Genomic DNA, 16152 nt, shown 5'->3' on the forward strand with positions numbered 1-16152 from the left:
CCCACGGCCACCCGACCTTTCTTCGATTCCTTAGAACAGATCCGAAGAATGCCAGGTGGCCGTGCCCGTTGTCAGGCGATCACACCACCACGCCACAAAAGATCTTGTAGACCTCAAATCTCAAGCTAAGAGGACGTTTGGTCTGGTTTTGGGGGCGAATCGGCCGATCGACGACGCTCGCTGCGTTGCCGAAACACCCACAGACAACCCGGTATGAGGGTGTTCCGGCGCCTTGCGAGCGCCGCCGCTTGGCCGATTCGCTGTCTGGTACCCGACTTCTCGGGCAAAACGGACGTCTAACTATCGTGACGGTTGACCCCGAAACCAGACCAAACGCCCTCTAACGTGTAGGGCTATGAGCATCGACGAGTTCTACTGTTCTGTCCGGCTGCGCATCCGGGCCCTGATCGACGATCTGCCGTCCGAGGCGCACGCGGCGCCGGTTCCCGCGTGTCCGGGCTGGCGGGTGCGGGATGTCGTCGCGCACCTGGCCGCCACGGCCGAAGACGCCGTCGCCGGGCGTCTGGCCGGCGTACCGGACGAGCAGCACACGGCCGACCAGGTCGCCCGATTCAGGGATCTGGCACTTGAGGAGGTGCTCGGGCGATGGGAGGCCGCCGCGCCGGGGTTCGAGCGGGTGATCGCCGAGCGCGGGATCTGGGCGGGCGCGGCCGACATCGTGTCGCACGAGCACGACATCCGCGGCGCGGTCGGCCGCCCCGGCGCGCGGGACAGCGAAGCGGTGCGCGCCGTCAGCGACTGGTTGCTGCGCTTCAAGCCGCCGGTACCGCTGACGGTCGAGGTCGAGGACGCCCGCTTCGAACTCGGCGGCCCTCCGCCGGACGCGCTGACGTTGCGCACCACCCGCTGGGAGGCGGTGCGCTGGCGCACAGGGCGCCGCAGCCGCGCGCAGATGGCGGCGATGGACTGGTCGGACGATCCCGCTGCCGTACTCGACCACCTGGCCGTGTTCGGACCCGCCGCCCACGACCTGATCGAGTGACCGGCCACCCCGCGGCACGTGGCCCTTGGGCGTATGCCGATGCCGATGCCGGCGTCCCGCGTCACATGCCGATGCGGCCGTCGATCCGTTCCCGCAGCAGGTCGGCATGGCCGTTGTGGCGCGCGTACTCCTCGATCATGTGCACCAGCACCTCGCGCAGTGACATAGCGCTCTCGTCCGGCTTGCGCACGGTGATCTCCAGGTTCGGCGCCCGCGCGACGAAGTCCTCTGCGAAGGCGACTTCGTCGCGCCACGCCTGCCATGCCTCGGCGACGATCGCCTGGTCCGGCAGCGCGCCGTCGAAGTCTCCGTCAGGCGCGTCGGCTGAGCGGTAGCGGTCGGGTACGTCCTGGCCCGCCAGCCGTTGCCGAAACCAGATGCGCTCCACCTGGGCGAGGTGCCGCACCAGGCCCAGCAGCGAGAGCGTGGACGGTTCCACCGCGCGCAGCGCCAACTGCCGCGCGTCGAGACCGGCGCACTTGAGCCGCAGGGTCTCGCGCTGGCGCCGCAGGTACTCCGTCAGCGTGGCGCGCTCGTCCGCCAACCGCGGCCCGTTCCTGCGCGGGTCGTCCTGCGCGGGCAGCCACCACTCGGCGCGCTGGTGGGAAGCGTTCGTGCCGGTTTCCGTCATGGTGCCATCATCAGGTCCCAGGCAGCGGCTTTGACAGCGGATATCCGTCGGCGGCAGACCGCCGCTCGCGCATCATCCGGTTTTGCGGCGTTCACGCCCGCGTCGTCGGCGAGCGGCTTGCCCTGGCCCGGCAGCTCGTCGAAGGCGCCCCACTGTGCGCGCGGCGGTCGAAAGGTACGAGCGCTACCCGAGCCGCTCGCACTGCGCAAGCTGGCCCAGGACCTGCGCACCGGCGAGGTGGAGGCGCGCAGCGAGAACGACGGCGGGCGGTGCTTGAAGAGGCGGGCGGCGAAGCGGCCGCCGGTCAGCGGCCGGACCAGCGAACTGCGGTCCCGGGACTCCAGTCCCCAGAGCTCTGACCGCGCCAGGAGGCCCGTGCCCCGACACAGTGCGTACCCTGAAAAACCTACAGTCCGGTGCGCCGCCACGTGCGCCACCACAGCCGCTCGCGGGTCTTGTGCACGACCGAGGAGAGGATCAGGGGCTGGAGATAGGGCATGGCCTTGGTGCCGACGCGGCGGCGCACCGAAAGGCCGGCGAACTCGCGCAGATGCTCGTAACGCGGCCAGCAGTCGGCCGCGAAGGCGACCAGTTCGTCGACCGGCACCTGATCCGTGCGGCCGCGGTCGTACGCGCGGGCCGCGCGGTAGAGAGCCTGGCGGGCCAGCTTCCGGTTCACCGTCCGGGCGAGGCCGGCGCGATCGGCCTCGCCCAACGCGTCGGCGGAATGTTCGAGCACGACGTCGTACGCCGCCTTGCGCTGGCGCAGGTCGTCGAGCTGCCCCGAGAAGTCCGTCTTGGACATGCTCGCGCTGTGCACCCGGTAGTACGCCTGGTCCACACCCCTGAGATAACCGACATCGGCGTGCGCCGCGAAACGCATCCACATCTCGATGTCGCCGGAGTGCGGCAGCCGCGGGTCATAACCGCCGAGCCTGCGTTGCAGGTCCGTGCGCACCACGACCTCGGGCGAGGTGATGCACCCGTGGCCGGCCCTGAAACGCTTCTCCAGCCACCACCGGCCCGGCCAGACGGACCAGCCCCTGCCCTGCGTACGCGCGGGGGGAAGAGGCCGGTCCGTCTCGAACCGGACCGGGTGGCCGTATACGAACCCGACATTCGGGTGGGCGTCGAGCAGGGCCGCCGCGCGCACCAGCGCGGCCGGCGTCAACCGGTCGTCGGCGGACAGCAGCACCGTGTAGTCGCCGTCCGCCCACTCCAGCAGGCCCTCGTTGTACGTGGCCAGGTGCCCCTTGTTGCGCTCGTGGACGAGCACCTCGACCCGCGGATCCGCCTTCGCGATCCGGCGGGCCGCGTCCGCCGAATCGTCCGGCGAGGCGTCATCGATGATCAGGACTTTGACATCGATCCCGTCCTGCCCGGTCAGCGCGCTGCCCACCGACTGCTCCAGGAAATGCCCGTAGCGGTAACAGGGGATGACGACGCTGACCGAGCTCATAGGGCGGGGCCTTCCCTTTCAAAGAACGCTGTCGGTGAACGCTGTCTGTGTTCACTGTCTGTGTTCACTGTCTGCGAACACTGCGTGTGAACGCTGGCTGTGACGCGGTGCCTACAGGTCGGTCGGCGGGGGTGGCCCGACGCGCCGCCAGCTGTCGCCCTCCGTGCTGAGCGCGACCACCATCGGCCCCTGGCCGTTCGGCGGCGACTTCGGCAGGTGCGCGGGCGCGGAACTTCCCGCCACCGCCTCGCGGAAGGTCCAGCCGACCGCGGCGATCGCCTTGCCGTTCAAGCCGTTCGCCGTCGCCACCGCCCGGTAGACCGCGCCCGGGCGCAGCGGCGCGTCCGGCCGGAACGAGGCCGTCTGCGTCGCAGGGTTATACAACAGGGTACCGGCAACCGGCGTGCCCGCGGCCGATTCCGTGCCCTGCGTCCCGACCGTGGTGACCACCCTGATCCGCAGACTCTGCGGCGCGATCGGCTGCGCGAACGTCACCGTCGGCGGGTGCACCGCGTCGGAGACGCCCGTGGTCGCGGTGACGGCCTCGTCGTTGTCGGCGAGCGGGTCGACCGCCGGGGAGACGGCGCCCTTCGAGGTGGCCGCCGCGGTCGAGGAGCCGCCGCTGGAGCCGCTGGGCGGGGTCGTGGTGAAGCTCACGTCCACCCAGTAGTTGGTCGCGTTGTACGTGTTGGCAGGCGGCAGTGTCGAGCCGGACTCGTACAGGTAGAGGCCGTTGCCCGCGCCCGACACGGACTGGAGCGCCGTGAGCGGGTAAGAGGTGATGGCCGAGGTGAAGTACGCGCCGTTGGACGAGTAGTAGCCGATCGGAGCGTGGTACGAGGCGATGTACGGCGTGTTCGCGTTGATCGCGACCGGGGTGGCGAACGTGAGCGTCTGCCAGCCGGAGGCGCTCTCGTTGGTGAACGTGCCGGTGGCCAGCAGCGCGCCGGAGGTGGTCCACAGGCTGCCGGTGTGGGTACCCGTGTTCTTGACACCCTTGAAGAAGCTCACGCCGGTCACGTAGCCCGACACCGCCGACTGGAAGCGCACCCCGAGCTCCACCGAGTGGCCGTCGCTGGTGTTCTGGTTCGCCGGCGTCGCCGCCGCGTTCCACAGCGAGCAGGGGCAGCTGAACGACGGCGGCGTGCTGGCGGTGGTGAACGACCAGGTGTAAGGGCTCGGCATCGCGTTGCCCCACAGGTCCGTGGCCGAGACGCTGCCGGTGTACGTGGTGGACATCGCCAGCTGCCCGTTCGGTGTGAAGGTCGCCACGTGCCCGACCGGGTCGTACCTCACCGCACCGGACTGGGCGTTGCCGTTCTGGTCCTTGACCGTGAACTTCAGCGTCGAAGCGCTGATGCCTTCGCTCAGTGACGCCGTGATCGGGGAGTTCACGGGCACCGCGGCGGCGTCCCCGGCCGGCTGCGTCGAGGTCACCGCCGGGGGAGTGGTGCTGGTGACGTTCGCCTGGAAGACGGCGTCGACGTAGTAGTTGGTGTTGTTGTACCCGTTGGCCGGGAAGACCGTGCCGCCGGCGTACTTGTAGACGCCGTTCAGTGAGGTGCTGTTGGACTGCAGGGCGGTGATCGGGGCCAGGCCCGCGCCCTGGTCGGCGAAGTAGCCGGCGTCGGCGGAGTAGTGCCCGCTCGGCGCGAGATAGGAGACCACGTACGTGGTGTTCGGGCTGACCGGGATCGGCTGCGAGAACAACGCGGTCTGCCAGCCGGAGGCCGTCTCGCCGCCGAAGGTCACGCTGCCGAGCAGCGTGCCGTTGGACGTCCACAGGCTGCCGACGTGCGTGCCGGTGTTGTTGACGGATTTGTAGAAGCGCACCCCGGTGACCGCGCCGGACGTGCTGGTCGCGAACTTCACGCCGAGGTTGACCGGCGAGGCGTCACCCGAGTCCGGCTTGGCCGGCGTGGCGGAGTTCGGGAAGATCGAGCACGGGCAGCTCTGCGGCCCGACGGTGAGCGGGATGCTCGCCGCGGTGCCGACGTTGTCGCTGTCGTCCTCGGCCCTGACCAGGAGGGTCAAGGCGCCGGTCCGCGTCGGCGTCCAACTGAAGCTCCAGTTGCCCAGGCCCGCGGCCGGCTGCCAGGTGGCGCCGTTGTCGACGGACACTTCGACGCGCGCGACCACGCCGCCGCCCGAGTCGGCCGCGGTTCCGCTGACGGTCACCGGGGACATCGCCGGGACGGTGGAACCCGACGCGGGCGTCGCCACGCTCACGGCCGGTCCCACGGTATCCGTGGTCTGCGACGCCTGGACCAGTCCGGACTGCAGGGTGGCCGGCTGCGCGCCCATGTCCGCGAGCAGGTTCACGGTCGCCTGCTCCTGCACGGGATCCTCGTGGGTGGCGAGGTCGTAGTGCACGGTGGACAGGCCCCAGGCCCATTGCACCGTTCCGGAGCTGAAGACCAGCGCGCCCGACTTCGGGTCCCGATACTCCGTCAGGCTGTGCGTCGCGGTGCCGTTGGCGTAGGTGTTGCCGTAGTCCTGCAGGAAGGTTCCGTTGGTGAGATCGACCGTCGTCGAGGACATGTCGATCTCGCCGGAGGGCCGCACCGCGTTGGCTACGTCGCTGTCCCACTCGTAGCCCAGCGTCCCGGTCTGCATCGTGTACGTCTGGCCGGCCTGGAGGGACGCCGCCTGAGTGTTACGCCACAAGCGGTAAGTGGAGTAGGGGTACGTGACCGTGATCGCCTCGGCGTTGTAGCCGTTGGCGTCGAACAGTGTGCCGGTCAGCTGGTTCTGCGGCATGTCGCCGCCGATGCCCGCGCCGTTCGGATCCATCCAGGTGCCGGTCCACTGACCGCTGGGGTCCGCGATGCCGTCCGGCTGCGGGAACTCCAACTTCGTCATCTTGTACGTGACGACGGTGCGGTCCGACCCGCCGTCCACGGCGCTCGACGCCAGCCGCGTCTTCCAGAAGACGTCGTTGCCGCTGAAGAACGCCAGGTTCACACCCGCGGCCCGGGCCGCCGTCACCGCGTCCCACTGGCTCTGGTTCCAGTACTCGTCATGACCGGAGGCGAGGTAGGTCCTGTGGTTGAGCAGCAGACCGCCGTGCGTGGAGACGTCGATGCCGCTCAGGTAGCTGACATCGTAGCCGTTGCGCTCCAGCCACTGCAGCATCGCGTATTCGGACCCGAAGATGCCGTTCGCGCCGGAGACGTTCAGCGGCCGGTTGTAGCTGACCGCGTACGCACGGCCGTCGGGGGCCGGACCGTTGCCCTGGTACAGGTCGTCGCCGCCGTACATGTTGTAGGCCTGCCACGCCTGATCAGAGGTCTGCACCACGATGTCCGAGTGGCTGTTCGGGTCGGCGACCACGAACGGGTACGGCATGAAGCCCTTGCCGTCGCTCTGGTCCAGATCCGCGAGGTACACGCCGGAGACCGCGTTGGAGGGCACCGTCCAACTGGCCGTCACCGACCAGTTCCCGCAGTCGGTGAGGCCGGTGGACGAGTCACGGGTGCAGTTCGGCTGGTTGACCGCCGGGAAGAGGGTGGCCGGGGAGGTCGGCATCAGCCGGGCGCCGTCCCCGCCGTACCATCCCAGCCGATAGATCTGCACCGTGTACGAGGCCGGAGACGTCACCTTGAAGCTGATGGTCTGTCCGGGCTGCACGCTCTCGCTCGTCGAGAAGCCCTGGATGTCGCCCCAGGCGCTCGGGGAGTACCACTGGCTCATCGGCGTGCCCGGCTGTGCGTTCTCGCACACCACCGGGTTGGAGCCCGAGCCGCACGGATCCGTCGCCTCCGCGACCACCGCCGGACCCGCGACGGCGGCGATCAGCGCGGTGATCGCCGCGGCCACCAGGACTCGGGGCCTTGTGCGGAGAAATTTTTGGAAGAATACTGATAAGAACGTGACGTGCATCGCCCACCCCGGGCTAGAAAAGGTGAATAGGAACAGCCTCGCCCCACACATGCGCGTCTAAAGATAGCGATGAACGTCGATGTTTTCATCTCGGCGCGGGCATCGTTGCGGGACCTACATCTGGTCCTGAGAGTTCGTCACCTAGTGTGTGCGCACGATGTCATCACGGCTCTCATTCCGCTCGTCATGACGGCGCGACCGCGGCCCCGTCACGGAAAGTGTTGCCGGACCACACATTTCCCGACCCCGACGGGTTCCAGTAAGTGATGGCCCCGTAGTAGCCGCACTCCGGCCAGTATTCGTCCGAGAAGACGTTGCCGGACACGACGATCCGCGCCGAGGTCGCACCTCCCGCGTACAGCGCGTACGCGCCGCCGGCCATCCAGTTGTCCTTGATGGTGGCGTCGGTCACCGCGCCCGAGTCCGCGTAAAGGCCGATGACCGAAGAGGCCCCGTGATTGACGTCGATCGGATTGAGCAGGGTGTTGTGTTCGATGCGCAGGCCGCCGGTATCGCCGCCCTCGCTGATCACCGTGTCAGTGTGTTCATAATTTCCGTTCCTCGCGATGAACGGCACCAGGCCGTGTACGTAATCGTCGTGGATGTAACCGTGGCCGGTGGAGACGGTGTTTCCCATGACCGACAGGTCGCTCCAGCCGATCTCGACCGTGCCCTCGCTCATGTTCGACACCGCGTAATCCTCGCCGCCGTTGTCCGGGCCCCGCCCGGGAACACCGGTGATGTACGTGTGCAGAATGCGAAGGCCGGTGTGACCGGGGCGCAGGTTCACCCCCCACCAGTTCGAGGTGCTGATCCTGCTGTCGATCACCGTGACGTTGTCGGCGTAGATGTCCAGCGAGCCGGTCAGGTTCCATCCGCTGATGACGGTTCCATCGTCCCGGATCGAGATGTTGCCGGAGTGCCCGGAGGACGGGGCGGTGCGCGGGCCGGTGGTCGACGCGTCCGGGAATCCGCACGCCGCCGGGCCGGCGCAGCCCGCCTTGGCCCGCCCCGGCGCCGGCGAGCCCGGCGCGCCCAGGGCCGCGGCGACGGTCGGCGTCGGGCGCGGCGAAGGCGAACGCGGGGAGGTGGCGCGCGGCGGATCCGGACGGGCTGAACGCGTCGCGGCCGGGGTGTCCGAGTGCGTCGAGGCGGCCACGGGCGCAGCGCCCGAGCCGGACCCGAGCGTCGAGGCCAGCGCCACGCCCGCGCCCAGCAGCGCCCCGGCGGCCACCAGAATCAGGGTACGCCACCGCCCGAGCCGTCTTCCGTTCGTACTCAGCACGAAACCGACCTCACCCGAGCGCAGTCGCGAGAGCCTCGGCGACGCGCCGCTGCTGCGCTTCCGTCACATGGGGATGCAGAGGCAGCGAGATGAGCCGCGCGGCTGCCGCCTCCGCATGGGGGAACGCCCCTTCCGGGTATCCCAGGTGCGCGAACGCCGGCGTCAGGTGCAGGGCCGCCGGATAGTGCACTCCGGCGCCGATACCCTGCGCGTTGAGGGCCGAGACCAACGCGTCGCGCCGCACCCGGTCACCGTCGAACGCTTCCACGCGCACCACGTACAGGTGCCACACGTGCTCGTTGCCTTCCAGCGTCGGCGGAAGAACGATGCCCGGCACGTCGTCCAGCAGTTCGGCGTACCGGACGGCGGCCGCGCGCCTGGCCGCGTTCCACTGCGGCAGCCGGCGCAGCTTGGCGCGCAGGACCACCGCCTGGAGCGCGTCGAGCCTGCTGTTGAAGCCGACCATGTCGTGGCTGTACTTCGTCAGTCCGCCGTGGTTGGCCAGAGCCCTGACCTGCCGGGCGAGCTGCGGATCGTCGGTGACCACCGCGCCGCCGTCGCCGTAGGCGCCGAGGTTCTTGCCGGGGTAGAAGCTCGTCGCCGCGATCCCGCCGACGCCCGCGCCGCGGCCGTTCCTCGTCGCGCCCTGACATTGCGCCGCGTCCTCGACCACGCGCACGTCCGTGCCCGCCAACTTCTCGGTCAGCTCCTCGACCGCGGCGTGCTGGCCGTAGAGGTGTACCGGCAGCACGGCCGCCGTGCGCGGCCCGACCGCGGCCAGCGCGGCCTGCACGTCGATCAGGTAACTGTCCGGGTCGCAGTCCACCAGCACCGGCACGGCGCCCAGCCGGGCCACCGCGCCGGCCGTCGCGATGAACGTGTTCGCGGGCAGCACCACCTCGTCGTCCCGGCGCACCCCGGCCGCGCGCAGCGCCAACTCGACCGCGTCGGTTCCGTTCGCGACGCCGACGCAGTGCCGCACGCCGCTGAACGCGGCGAACTCCTGCTCGAAGGCCGCGACCTCGGGCCCGCCGACGAAGCCGGTGGTGGCCAGCACCCGTTCGAAGCCCGCCGCGACCTCCTCGGCGATCTCGGCGTGCGCCGCCTTGAGATCCACCAGCGGGATCGGATTCGCCTGCGCCATGGACTATGCCAGCCTTCCGTTGCTCGTACTGTCGCCGAACGCTGCCAAGCCCTCGACGTCCCGGAGCCTGCGCGCCGGATTTCCCACCCAAACCTGTCCGCCGGGGACGTCCCCGAGGACCACCGAGCCCATCCCGACCTGCGCCCACGCGCCGATCTCGACCTGCTCGCGGATCAGCGCGCCGGACCCGAGGTAGGCCCCGCGCGCCACGCTCGACCCTCCGCCGAACCGCACGCCCGACGCGATCGTCGCGAAGTCGTCGATCGTCACGTCGTGCGTGAGCACCGCGTGCGGCATCACCGCCACGTGCGCGCCGACGGTCACCGCCGCGGTCAGCACCGCCTGCGCGAGCAGCACGGTTCCCGGGCCGATGGACGCGTCGGCGCAGACGTCTGCGGAGGGATGGATGATCGTCGCGTAGCGGTCGGCCGGGAGAGCCAGCCGCTCGACGATCCGGGCCCGCGCGAAATAGTTGCGCGGATTGCCGACGCACACGAGCACCTGAGCGCCCGTCAGCGACTGGGCCAGGTCCGTGCCGCCGAGCACCGGCAGCCCGTCGACCCGCCGCCCGCGCAGCAGCGGGTCGTCGTCGAGGAAACCGAGCAGCCGCCACGCCGGACGCACGGCGTTGAGCGCGGCGACCGCGTGCGCGGTCTCCCGCGCGAAACCGCCCGCGCCGACGATCAGCAGCTCGCTGACACTCATCGTCACCGGTCCGCGGGTTTGCGCAGCACGTCGACGATGTGCTCCTGCTGCGCCGAGGTCAGCGTGTGGAACAGCGGCAGGATCAGCGAGTCGCGGGTCAGCCGCTCGGTGGTGGGCAGCGACACGTGCTGCGTGTCCTGATACGCCGGTTCCAGGTGCGCCGCCATGATGCCGCGGCGCGCGGAGACTCCCGCGGCGGCGAGCCGGCGCAGCGTGTCGTCGCGGCCGCCACCGGGGAACAGAGCGGGATCCAGCAGCACCCAGAAGGACTGGAAGTTCGAGCTGCCGTACTGCGGGTCGCGCACCGCGCGCACGCCCGGGACGTCGGCAAGCAGTTCGCGGTAGCGCTGCGCCAGTTCGCGGCGCCGGGCGACCATCGCGTCGAGCTTGCCCAGCTGCACCAGCCCGACCGCCGCCTGGATGTCCGTCATCCGGTAGTTGAACCCGGTCTCCAGGTAGCTTTCGAACACCGGGCCGGCGCTGGCGTGCCGGGCGGCGGCGGACAGGTCCATGCCGTGCTCGCGCAGCCGGCGCAGCCGCTGCGCGTCGTCCGCGCCGTCGAGCGTCAGCATCCCGCCTTCGCCGGTGGTCAGCAGCTTGCGCGGGTGGAAGGACCACGCCGCGATCTGCGCGCCCGCGCCGACCGGCCGCCCCCGGTACCGCGAGCCCGCCGCGCACGCCGCGTCCTCGACCAGGTCGAGCCCGTGCCGGTCGCACAACGCGCGCAGCGCGCCGACGTCGGCGGGCACGCCGCCCTGGTGCACGAGGATCACCGCGCGGCTGCGGCCGGTCACCACCGGCTCCACCGTCTCAGCGGTCAGATTCCCGGTTTCCAGGTCCACGTCGGCGAAAACCGGCTGCGCGCCGACGTACCGAACCGCGTTCGCGGTGGCGATGAACGAGAAGGACGGCACGATCACCTCGTCGCCCGGGCCGATGCCGCAGGCGACGAGCGCGAGGTGCAGCGCCGTGGTACACGAGCTGACCGCGACGCCGTGGCCCGCGCCGACCCGCGCCGCGAACTCCTGCTCGAAGCGGGCGACCCGCGGCCCCTGGGCGACCCAGCCGGAGAGCACCGCCTCGGCGGCCGCGTCCGCCTCCGCCTGACCCAGCCAGGGGATCATCACCGGGATTCGGTCGCTCATCGGTTGGCCCGCCACCAGTCCACCAGGTCGCGCAGACCCTCCCGCAGCCCGATCTCGGCGCGGAAGCCCAGCTTCTGCTCAGCCGCCGAGACGTCGGCCAGCCGCCGGGTCACGCCGTTGACCGCACGCTCGGGGCCGTGCTCCACCGGCAGGTCCGAGTCCATCGCCGCCAGCAGCGCGGCCGCCAGTCCCTTGAGGCTGGTCTCCTCGCCGCGGGCCACGTTGAACACCTGGTCGGTCAGGGGCGAGCGCGCGGCCAGCAGGTTCGCCCGCGCGATGTCGCGCACGTCCACGAAGTCCATGGTCGCCTCGCCGTCGCCGAAGATCAGCGGGGGCCGGCCGGCCTCGATCCGCTCCATCCAGCGGATCAGCACCTCGGTGTACTTGCCGTGCGCGTCCATCCGCGGGCCGTACACGTTGAAGTAGCGCAGCGCGAGGTAGTCGAGCCCGTACATCGCGTGGAAGCTGCGCAGCATGCCCTCGTTGAACGCCTTGGCGGCGCCGTAGAAGGTGTCGTTGTTGTACGGGTGGTGGATCTCCGCGGTCGGGAAGGATTCGGCGAGCCCGTACACGGACGCCGAGGACGAGGCGATCACCTTGCGCACCTCGGCGGCCGCGGCGGCCTCAAGCACGTTGAACGTGCCGTCCACCAGCACCTCGTTGGCCAGGCGCGGCTCCTGCGCGCACTGGGTGATCCGGATCGCCGCCAGGTGGAAGACAAGGTCAGTGCCCTGTGTCACCTCGTGCACCAGCTTCGCGTCCCGGATGTCGCCCTCGACGATCCGCACCGGGCCGTTGGCCGTGGCCCAGGCCAGGTTCTCCCGGCGGCCCCGGGTGAAGTCGTCGAGCACCCGGATCTCCTCGGCGCCCTCACGCACCAGCAGGTCCACCAGGTTCGAGCCGATCGTGCCCGCCCCGCCGGTCACCAGGACCCGGCCGAGCGCTTCTCGCTGTGTCACTTCGCTGTCTCCCACCCTTTGAGGCCCACCACGGCGCCCTGGAACTCCAGGCTGCGCGAGGCCGCTTCCAACACGTCCAGCACTCGCAGACCCGCGCGGCCGTCGGTAAGCGGCCGGCGCCCCGTGCGGATCGCCGTCGCGTACTCCTCCACCATCGCGCCCAGTGCCTCCCGCTCGACCAGGGCCGGAGCGGTCATGTCGCCGGAGCGGTAGGAGACCTGCATCTCCCGGCGCGCCTCGGCGCCGATCTCCGCGGCGCCGGCCAGGTCCACGCCCCGGTCGAAGACCGCGACGCGCTGTGCGGGGTTCAGATCGTCCCACACCAGCGTGCGCTTCGAGCCGCCGATCATCGTGGTGCGCACCTTGGTCGGCGAGAGCCAGTTGACGTGTACGTGTGCGATCGCGCCGCCGGTCAGGCGCAGCGTCAGATAGGCCACGCAGGCGCGCCCGGCGCCGATCGGGTCCGCGCCGTGCGCCGCGACCGCCTCCGGCTGGACGCCTTCGGGCAGCACCGAGTCGAGGATCGACAGGTCGTGCGGCGCCAGGTCCCACAGCACGTCGACGTCGCGCTGCACCAGGCCGAGGTTGATGCGCACCGAGTCGAAGAAGTGCAGTTCGCCGAGCGCGCCCTCATGGATCAGTTCCCTGATCTTGGTGACGGCGGGCGTGTAGCAGTAGGTGTGGTCGCACATGAGCGTCAGACCGCGCCGCTCGGCCTGCTCGACGAGGATCTTGCCGTCGGCGTACGTGGCGGCCAGCGGCTTCTCGATCAGTACGTGCTTGCCGGCCTCCAGCGCGGCCAGCGCGAGCGGCTTGTGCGTGGCGGCCGGGGTGGCGATGGCGACCGCGGCGACGTCCGGGTCGGCCAGCACCCGGGCGTAGTCGTCGGTGGCCTCGACGGTCGAGTACCCGCCGAGCACCTTGCGCGCGCGGGCCACGTCGAGGTCGCACAGCCAGCGCAGCCGGAACGAGGCGGAGCCCTGGAAGTTGCGCACCAGGTTCGGTCCCCAGTAGCCGGCGCCGATCACGGCGACGCCGAGCGGTTCCGGCGCGTGCCCGGGCACGGCGGATTGCCGGTCAGGATGTGTCAAGGTATTTATCTCCCCCACTTGGACGTGCGACAGCTTCAAGACGGCACAGCTTCAGGACGTCACGGGATCGGGACGACACAGGCTCAGCGGCACTGTTGCGAGACGAGCTGGCGGCCGGTCAGAACGCGCCGGTGCCGCGCACCACAGCGGAGGTCGTGCGCAGCAGGATCTTGGCGTCCAACTGCGGCGACCAGTTCTCCACGTAGCTCAGGTCCAGGCGCACGGACTCGTCCCAGGACAGCATCGAGCGGCCGCTGACCTGCCACAGCCCGGTCAGGCCCGGCTTGACCGCCAGCCGCCTGCGCACCTGCTCGCTGTACCTGGCGGCCTCTTCGGGCAGCGGCGGGCGCGGCCCGACCAGGGACATCTCGCCGCGCAGGACGTTGACGAGCTGCGGCAGCTCGTCCAGGGAGCACTTGCGCAGGACCCGGCCGACCCGGGTGATGCGCGGGTCGCGGCGGATCTTGAACAGAACGCCGTCGTTCTTCTCGTTCAGGTGCTCCAACTGCTCGCGCAGCCGCTCGGCGTCGGCGACCATCGTGCGGAACTTCAGGCACTCGAACTCGGTGCCGTTCAGGCCGACCCGCACCTGCCGGAACAGCGCCGGGCCGGGGCTGGTGAGGCGCACCAGCGCGGCGAGCACGAGCAGGACCGGGCTGAGCAGCGCGAGCGCGAGCGCGGCGACGGCGCGTTCGAATCCTTCCTTGACCATGCGGACCGGCCCGGAGAGGATCGGCGCGCGGATGTGCATCATGGGCAGGCCGTCCACGGTGTCCACCAGGATCCGCTCGACGGCCACCCCGACCAGGACCGGCACGATCGCCAGGTCGATGTTCTGCTCGTGCAGCCGCCAGGACAGGTCGCGCAGCGCGGAGCCGTCCAGCTCCGGGCAGTTGAGCACGACCACCGCGTCGCAGTCCATCGCCGTGGCGCTCTCCACCACGCTGCCGAGGTCCCCCTGCACGCTGATCGCCAGGTTGTCGGCCTCATGCGGTTCGGTCGGACCGACCAGGCACGCGCCCACGATCTTCAGCCACGGCGCCCGGTTCGGCCGCACCTGCGCGGCGAACTCCTCCACCGAGCGGGCGTGCCCGACCAGCAGAACCCTGCGTCGCTCGGCGCTGTGGCCGGCGCGCGAGAGCCCCGCCCTGGCCAGCGAGCGGGCTATCGGGGTGAGCGCCGCGGCCAGCGGTATCGAGACGATGACCAGTCGGAACAGCGCCATGCTGTCGATCAGCAGCGCGCCGGTGGCCGCGCCCGCGGCCAGCAGTCCCGAGGCGCCGAGCACCTTTCGGTACAGCTCCGGGTCCATGCTTACCCGTCGCCGGTCGTACGCGCGGTGCAGCCACAGGGCCAGCGCCCAGAACGGCGGCATCAGGGCCACGGCCAGCCGCAGCGGAAAGATCTGCAGGTTCGCCGAATCGCTGCCGTCGGGGTGCCACGCATAGGCCGCCAGCGCTCCCGCGAGTGCCGCCACCGCGTCCGCTACGACCAGGGCTCTGATATAAGCTCTTACCTGTTCGTGCCGCCCGCTGCGCACGTCATAGCGGGCTCTTCGCTCAGGCGTCAATATATTGAGGACCGTCACCGGTCGTTTCCCCCCACACATGCTTTCAGCGCGGGCGTCCGCCACGCGCAGCCGTCAGAAACGGTGCACCTGCAAGCCCTGCCAGTTCCCACCACCATCACCGAACACGGATTCGGTGTGGCCAAACATAGCGTGGCCGAACGAGATTCGCGGGGCCTGGCTCAAAAAGGCCAGTAGTTCCGGGCGGCATGCCGGGAGCGCGCCGAGGGCGGCCACGCGCCGGAGCCGACCGGCGGGCGCGCGGCATTTTCCGCCGACGCGTGGACAAGCCATGACGCGCCGCTGATACTGCCTTCTGTGATTAGCGTGGTAGTGCCCGCACACAACGAGGCTGCAGTACTCGGCCGACTGCTGTCCGGACTTGTTTCCGACGGCATGTCGGAAAGTCCCGGTGGCTCGGAAACCCTCGACTTGCTGGTGGTGGCCAACGGTTGTAGCGACGAAACGGTCGAAGTCGCCGCGCAATACGCAGCTGTGCGCGTGATCGAGACACCCTTACCCAACAAGCATCGTGCGCTGCGTCTCGGCGACCAGCACGCGACCGGTTTCCCCAGGCTGTACGTGGACGCCGACGTCGAGTTGACGGCCGACGACGTTCGGTCGCTGGCCGCGGCGCTGGGAACGGCCGGCGTCCACGCGGCCGCGCCGGCCCGCATCACGCCGCTGGACGGTTGTCCGTGGACCGTGCGCTGGTACTACCAGGTGTGGGAACAGTTGCCCGTGGTGCGGCAGGGACTGTTCGGGCGCGGAGTGATCGCGCTGTCCGAGCAGGGGCACGCCCGGGTCGCCGCGCTGCCGGAACTGATGGGCGACGACCTGGCCGCTTCGCTCTCCTTCGCCCCGGGGGAACGCGCGGTGGTCGAAGCCGCGCGCGTGGTCGTGCACCCGCCGCGTACGCTTGGAGACCTGCTGCGCCGGCGTGTGCGCTCGATGACGGTCACCACGCAGGCGGCGACGCAGACGCGGCTGCCGGGCTCGCGCACCGGAAAGGCGGATCTCCGGGATCTGTTCATGCGGGCACCGCTGCGCAACGGCCCGCGGCTGACCTGGTTCCTGTTCGTCACCGCGCTCGCCCGGTACCGGGCGCGGCGCGCGGTGAAGGCCGGGGACTTCACCACGTGGCTGCGCGACGAGTGCCGCCCGCTGCGCACGTCATAGCGGGCTCTTCGCTCAGGCGTCAATATATTGAGGACCGTCACCGGTCGTTTCCCCCCACACATGCTTTCAGCGCGGGCGTCCGCCACGCGCAGCCGTCAGAAA

12 protein-coding genes are annotated in these 16152 nt (G+C 70.3%); 2 read left to right on the forward strand and 10 right to left on the reverse strand.

All coding sequences use genetic code 11. The features are described 5' to 3' along the window. Nucleotides 1-355: 355 nt before the first annotated feature. Nucleotides 356-1003: a maleylpyruvate isomerase family mycothiol-dependent enzyme gene (locus KGA66_RS23805; RefSeq protein ID WP_211470824.1), complete on the forward strand. Its 648-nt coding sequence runs from the start codon at nucleotides 356-358 to the stop codon at nucleotides 1001-1003. A gap of 61 nt (nucleotides 1004-1064) precedes the next feature. On the opposite strand, the gene KGA66_RS23810 is transcribed toward KGA66_RS23805, so the two are convergent. The 10 genes from KGA66_RS23810 to KGA66_RS23855 form a co-directional block, all read right to left on the reverse strand. Next, nucleotides 1065-1634: a DinB family protein gene (locus KGA66_RS23810; RefSeq protein WP_211470826.1), complete on the reverse strand. Its 570-nt coding sequence runs from the start codon at nucleotides 1632-1634 to the stop codon at nucleotides 1065-1067. 406 nt (nucleotides 1635-2040) lie between these two features. Beyond that, a complete protein-coding gene (locus KGA66_RS23815) occupies nucleotides 2041-3093 on the reverse strand; it encodes a glycosyltransferase (RefSeq protein WP_211470828.1) in 1053 nt (350 codons plus the stop codon). 111 nt (nucleotides 3094-3204) lie between these two features. Next, nucleotides 3205-6912, reverse strand: a complete 3708-nt coding sequence (locus KGA66_RS31835; RefSeq protein WP_211470830.1) for a DUF4082 domain-containing protein — start codon at nucleotides 6910-6912, stop codon at nucleotides 3205-3207. 247 nt (nucleotides 6913-7159) lie between these two features. Further along, nucleotides 7160-8209 (reverse strand): right-handed parallel beta-helix repeat-containing protein, encoded by a 1050-nt coding sequence (locus tag KGA66_RS23825; protein ID WP_211470832.1) that lies wholly within the window; start codon nucleotides 8207-8209, stop codon nucleotides 7160-7162. 61 nt (nucleotides 8210-8270) lie between these two features. Then, nucleotides 8271-9404, reverse strand: coding sequence for a DegT/DnrJ/EryC1/StrS family aminotransferase (locus KGA66_RS23830; RefSeq protein ID WP_211470834.1), 1134 nt, complete (start codon nucleotides 9402-9404; stop codon nucleotides 8271-8273). 3 nt (nucleotides 9405-9407) lie between these two features. After that, nucleotides 9408-10109: an acetyltransferase gene (locus KGA66_RS23835; protein ID WP_211470836.1), complete on the reverse strand. Its 702-nt coding sequence runs from the start codon at nucleotides 10107-10109 to the stop codon at nucleotides 9408-9410. Nucleotides 10110-10111: 2 nt separating this feature from the next. Next, on the reverse strand, nucleotides 10112-11254 hold the full coding sequence (locus KGA66_RS23840; protein WP_211470837.1) for a DegT/DnrJ/EryC1/StrS family aminotransferase: 1143 nt from the start codon (nucleotides 11252-11254) through the stop codon (nucleotides 10112-10114). Next, a complete protein-coding gene (locus tag KGA66_RS23845) occupies nucleotides 11251-12213 on the reverse strand; it encodes an NAD-dependent epimerase/dehydratase family protein (RefSeq protein ID WP_312887051.1) in 963 nt (320 codons plus the stop codon). The genes KGA66_RS23840 and KGA66_RS23845 overlap by 4 nt, the downstream gene beginning before the upstream one ends. Next, the gene (locus tag KGA66_RS23850; RefSeq protein ID WP_246508475.1) at nucleotides 12210-13304 is read right to left on the reverse strand and encodes a Gfo/Idh/MocA family protein; all 1095 of its coding nucleotides are present in this window, start codon (nucleotides 13302-13304) and stop codon (nucleotides 12210-12212) included. The genes KGA66_RS23845 and KGA66_RS23850 overlap by 4 nt, the downstream gene beginning before the upstream one ends. A 118-nt stretch (nucleotides 13305-13422) precedes the next feature. Further along, nucleotides 13423-14892 carry a sugar transferase gene (locus KGA66_RS23855; RefSeq protein ID WP_211470840.1) on the reverse strand — a complete coding sequence of 490 codons (1470 nt, stop codon included), beginning with the start codon at nucleotides 14890-14892 and terminating at the stop codon, nucleotides 13423-13425. A 297-nt stretch (nucleotides 14893-15189) separates the two neighbouring features. On the opposite strand from KGA66_RS23855, the gene KGA66_RS23860 reads away from it, so the two are divergent. Then, nucleotides 15190-16050: a glycosyltransferase family 2 protein gene (locus KGA66_RS23860; RefSeq protein WP_211470842.1), complete on the forward strand. Its 861-nt coding sequence runs from the start codon at nucleotides 15190-15192 to the stop codon at nucleotides 16048-16050. The last annotated feature ends 102 nt before the right edge of the window (nucleotides 16051-16152 follow it).

It is taken from the genome of Actinocrinis puniceicyclus (assembly GCF_018283645.1).
In the GTDB taxonomy this organism is placed as follows: Bacteria; Actinomycetota; Actinomycetes; order Streptomycetales; family Catenulisporaceae; genus Actinocrinis; species Actinocrinis puniceicyclus.

What these genes read in the sequence shown, in the direction of transcription:
- KGA66_RS23805 (WP_211470824.1), top strand. Translation starts at nt 356, where the DNA reads ATGAGCATCGACGAGTTCTACTGTTCTGTCCGGCTGCGCATCCGGGCC.
- KGA66_RS23810 (WP_211470826.1), bottom strand. Translation starts at nt 1,634, where the DNA reads ATGACGGAAACCGGCACGAACGCTTCCCACCAGCGCGCCGAGTGGTGG.
- KGA66_RS23815 (WP_211470828.1), bottom strand. Translation starts at nt 3,093, where the DNA reads ATGAGCTCGGTCAGCGTCGTCATCCCCTGTTACCGCTACGGGCATTTC.
- KGA66_RS23830 (WP_211470834.1), bottom strand. Translation starts at nt 9,404, where the DNA reads ATGGCGCAGGCGAATCCGATCCCGCTGGTGGATCTCAAGGCGGCGCAC.
- KGA66_RS23835 (WP_211470836.1), bottom strand. Translation starts at nt 10,109, where the DNA reads ATGAGTGTCAGCGAGCTGCTGATCGTCGGCGCGGGCGGTTTCGCGCGG.
- KGA66_RS23840 (WP_211470837.1), bottom strand. Translation starts at nt 11,254, where the DNA reads ATGAGCGACCGAATCCCGGTGATGATCCCCTGGCTGGGTCAGGCGGAG.